At 68.2% G+C, this 4138-nt stretch carries 4 protein-coding genes; all 4 read left to right on the top strand.

Translation table 11 applies throughout. From position 1 onward, the window contains the following. Positions 1–469: hypothetical protein (locus RMO18_RS15330; RefSeq protein WP_309667061.1), on the top strand; the 469-nt coding region annotated here is incomplete at its 5' end. A gap of 113 nt (positions 470–582) precedes the next feature. Next, on the top strand, positions 583–1587 hold the full coding sequence (locus RMO18_RS15335) for a MoxR family ATPase (protein WP_309667062.1): 1005 nt from the start codon (positions 583–585) through the stop codon (positions 1585–1587). After that, the gene (locus tag RMO18_RS15340; protein ID WP_405054089.1) at positions 1584–2471 is read left to right on the top strand and encodes a DUF58 domain-containing protein; all 888 of its coding nucleotides are present in this window, start codon (positions 1584–1586) and stop codon (positions 2469–2471) included. The genes RMO18_RS15335 and RMO18_RS15340 overlap by 4 nt, the downstream gene beginning before the upstream one ends. Further along, positions 2471–4138, top strand: a 1668-nt coding sequence (locus tag RMO18_RS15345) for a BatA domain-containing protein (protein ID WP_309667064.1), incomplete at its 3' end; no start/stop codon positions are given. The genes RMO18_RS15340 and RMO18_RS15345, both read left to right, overlap by 1 nt.

The raw sequence follows: 4138 nt of genomic DNA on the forward strand, positions 1-4138 counted from the left end.
GATTGCGCTGTTGCGCGGGGGTATGGGGGTGACGGTCGGGGTGGCGTTGATGCTGCTGGCGCGCGGGCTGTCGGCGGGGCTGGAGCCAATGATCACAGAGCGCGTGGAGCAGGTGACCGAAGACCCGGCGCATGCGGCAACGTTCGTTGATATCCGGCTGCGGCTGGGCGAATTGCCAGAGCTGTTGCGCGAGGTGGCTGCAGGGATCGCGGTGCCCGAAGATCTGGGCGACGGTTTCACCCTGAAGGCGGTTCAGGCCGAGGGGGTGGTGCTGCGCTATGTCTACACGCTAAGCGGGCCTGATACCGAGCCGGGCTACGGCGCTGCGGCCGAGGTTGCAGCACAAACCTGCGGCGACGCGATGTTAAGCCGGTTGCTGAAAGCCGGCGCACGGCTGGTATTCGACTACGAAGCGGCAGGTCGCGCCACCACCGGCTTTAGCGTAACGCAAACCGATTGTGCGGTCTGACGCCAACGAAACGCAGCTTTCACGATCATTTGTGTCAAGTCGCCTTTTGCCATTTGTGCCCGGCGCGTTAGTTGGGTCTAATGGAAGCGTATAATCCTGCGAGGAGCATTCTGATGTCCGATACCAACGCGCTGGTCGCCGAAATCGAAGCGCTGGGCGCGACGCTGGGGCAGGCAAAAGCCTCGATCAACCAACGCTTCATCGGGCAGGAGAAGGTCGTGGACCTTGTGCTGGCGTCGATGCTGTGCGGCGGTCATGCGCTGCTGGTGGGCCTGCCGGGTTTGGGCAAGACGCGGCTGGTGGATACCTTGGGCACGGTGATGGGGCTGAAGGCCAACCGGATCCAGTTCACGCCGGACCTGATGCCCGCCGATATCCTCGGGTCGGAAGTGCTGGACAGTGACAAGGCCGGCACGCGGGCGTTTCGGTTTATCGAAGGACCGATCTTTTGCCAGCTGCTGATGGCAGATGAGATCAACCGCGCCAGCCCCCGCACGCAATCGGCGCTGTTGCAGGCGATGCAGGAAAAGGAAGTGACGATCGCGGGGCAACACCGCCCGCTTGGCCGCCCGTTCCATGTGCTGGCCACGCAAAACCCGATCGAGCAGGAAGGGACCTACCCTTTGCCCGAGGCGCAGCTGGACCGGTTTTTGGTGCAGGTGGATGTGGAATACCCGACCCGCGCAACCGAACGCGACATCCTGATTGCCACGACGGGCATCGAAGACGCCGAGGCGCATCAGGTGTTCACCGCCGAAGGGCTGATCGCGGCACAATCGGTGATCCGGCGGATGCCGGTCGGCGACAAGGTGGTCGAGGCGATCCTTGATCTGGTGCGCGCCTGCCGTCCGGGGGAAGCGGAGGGCCGTGATCTGGCGGATAGCCTGAGCTGGGGTCCGGGGCCGCGTGCGGCGCAGGCGCTGATGCTGACGGTGCGGGCGCGGGCGCTTTTGGACGGGCGGCTGGCGCCGTCGGTTACGGACGTGGCGGCGCTGGCGCGGGCGGTGATGACGCACCGGATGTCACTGTCGTTTGCGGCACGGGCGCGGGGCGAAACGCTGTCGGGCATCATTGAGCGGGTCACCGGCCGGGTGCTGGGACTTGAGGCGGCCGCGTGAGCCAAAGCCCCGCCAATCTGAACGCTGATCTGCGGGCACGCGCCGAGGGGCTGGGTCAGACCCTGCCGCCGCTCTTGGCCGAGGCCGAGATGCTGGCAGCGACCGTGATGCTGGGCGAACACGGGCGTCGGCGGGCGGGTCTGGGCGATGAGTTCTGGCAATACCGCCCGGCGCATCAGGGCGATTCGGCGCGAATGATCGATTGGCGGCGGTCGGCGCGGTCTGACGCGCATTTCGTGCGCGAACGCGAATGGCAGGCGGCGCAATCGGTGACGCTGTGGGTGGACCCGTCGAAATCGATGAGCTTCACTGGCGACAAGGGCCGTGCGCCAAAGTCTGACCGCGCAAAGCTGCTGGCGCTGGCGCTGGCGGTGCTGTTGTTGCGCGGCGGCGAGCGGGTGGGGATCGCGGGCATGGCCGCCCCGCGCGCGGGCAAGGCGCAGATGCTGCGGCTGGCCGCACGACTGGCGGGCGATGACGGGGCCGAGGAATACGGCGCACCGGTCACCGAAGGCATGATGAGCCACGGGCGGGCGGTGTTCCTGTCGGATTTCCTGGGCGATCTGGCGGCGGTCGAGGCGGGTCTGGCGCGGGCGGCGGATCGCGGCGTAAAGGGCGTGCTGATCCAGGTTCTGGACCCGGCGGAAGAGGATTTCCCCTTTGACGGGCGCACGATTTTCGAATCGATGGGCGGCACGCTGCGCCATGAGACGCAGCAGGCCGGCGATCTGCGCGCCCGCTATCTGGCGCGGTTGGCCGAACGCAAGGACCGGCTGGCGACACTGTCGCGCGCGGTCGGCTGGCATTTCACCACGCATCACACCGGTAGCCCGGCGCAGGCAGCGCTGTTGTGGGCCTATTCGGCGCTGGAAGGCGGCCGCTGATGTTCATGCTGGGGCCAATCGGGTTTGCGACGCCGCTGTTGCTGTTGGGGCTGATCGCGCTGCCGATCCTGTGGCTCTTGCTGCGCGCGGTGCCACCGGCACCGATCCGGCGGCGGTTTCCCGGCGTGGCGCTGCTGCTGGGCCTCAAGGATGACGAAGCCGAGACCGACAAGACACCCTGGTGGCTCTTGTTGCTGCGCATGCTGGCGGTGGCGGCGGCGATTGTTGGGTTTTCCGGCCCGGTGCTGAACCCCGACGTGCGGGTGCCGGGGGGTGGGCCGCTGCTGGTGCTGGTTGACGGGTCATGGGCCGATGCCCGCGACTGGCCGCGCCGGATGGACCGGGCGGCGGCGCTGGTGGACGAGGCAGGCAGCGCGGGGCGCACGGTGGCAGTGATCCGGCTGACCGATGCGCCAGAGGCGGTGGCGTTTCAGGCGGCGGACGCGTGGGCGGGCCGGGTGGCGGGCTTGCAGCCGCAGCCTTGGGCACCGGGCGCGCTGGCCGGTTGGGTGCCGGTGCTGCCCGAGGGCCGCTTTGACAGCGTGTGGCTGTCGGACGGCTTGGCCCATGACGGGCGGGCCGATCTGTTGGCCGCACTGCAGGCGCGCGGCGGCGTTCGGGTGATCGAAAGCCCGCGCCCGGTGCTGGCGCTGCATCCGGCGGGGTTTGAGGACGGTGCGGTGGTGGTGGCGGTGAGCCGCCTGCCGGCGGCCGACGCCGTGTCGGTTGAGGTGATTGCGCGCGGGCCTGACCCATCGGGGATCGAGCGGGAACTGGCGCGGGTGACGGTGCCCTTTGCCGCAGGGGCAGAACGGGCCGAAGCGACGCTGGATCTGCCGCCCGAATTGCGCAACCGGATCACCCGGTTCGAGATCGAAGGTATCCGGTCGGCATGTGCGGTCAGCCTGACAGACGACAGCCTGAAGCGGCGCAAGGTGGCGATCATCGCAGCGGGCAACGAACAGGAAGGGCTGCAACTTCTGTCGCCGACGCACTACCTGCGTCAGGCGCTGGAACCGGTGGCCGAACTGATCGAGGGCAGCCTGACGGATGTGCTGCTGGCCAACCCCGATGTGGTGATCCTGGCCGATGTGGCCAAGCTGACGCAGGCCGAGACGGACGCGACGCTGGACTGGCTGGAAAAGGGCGGGCTGCTGCTGCGCTTTGCCGGGCCGCGGCTGGCTGCAAGCGATGTCAGCCGGACGGTCGAAGACCCGCTGATGCCGGTGCGCCTGCGGGAAGGTGGCCGATCAGTCGGCGGCACGATGAGCTGGGGCGAACCGAAGGGGCTGGCCCCGTTTGCCGAAGGCTCGCCGTTCTTTGGCCTGCCTGCGCCAGCGGATGTGACCGTGAAGGAGCAGGTTCTGGCGCAGCCCGACCCCGATCTGGGCGCGCGGACGATTGCGGCGCTGGAGGATGGCACGCCGTTGGTCACCCGCAAGGTGGTGGGCGACGGGCAGGTGGTGCTGGTGCATGTGACGGCAAATGCCGAATGGTCGACGCTGCCCCTGTCGGGCCTGTTCGTGGCGATGCTGGAGCGGTTGGCAGTTTCTACCCGGCCCGCGCTGCCCGAGGCCGAGGATCTGGCAGGACAGGTCTGGGTGCCGGAAGTGGTGCTGGATGCGTATGGGCAACTGTCCGACGCGGGCGAAGTGGCCGGTGTGGCG

The sequence above is a fragment of the Tabrizicola sp. genome (assembly GCF_031377265.1).
Taxonomy (GTDB): Bacteria; Pseudomonadota; Alphaproteobacteria; order Rhodobacterales; family Rhodobacteraceae; genus JAUYQR01.

What these genes read in the sequence shown, in the direction of transcription:
- RMO18_RS15335 (WP_309667062.1), top strand. Translation starts at nt 583, where the DNA reads ATGTCCGATACCAACGCGCTGGTCGCCGAAATCGAAGCGCTGGGCGCG.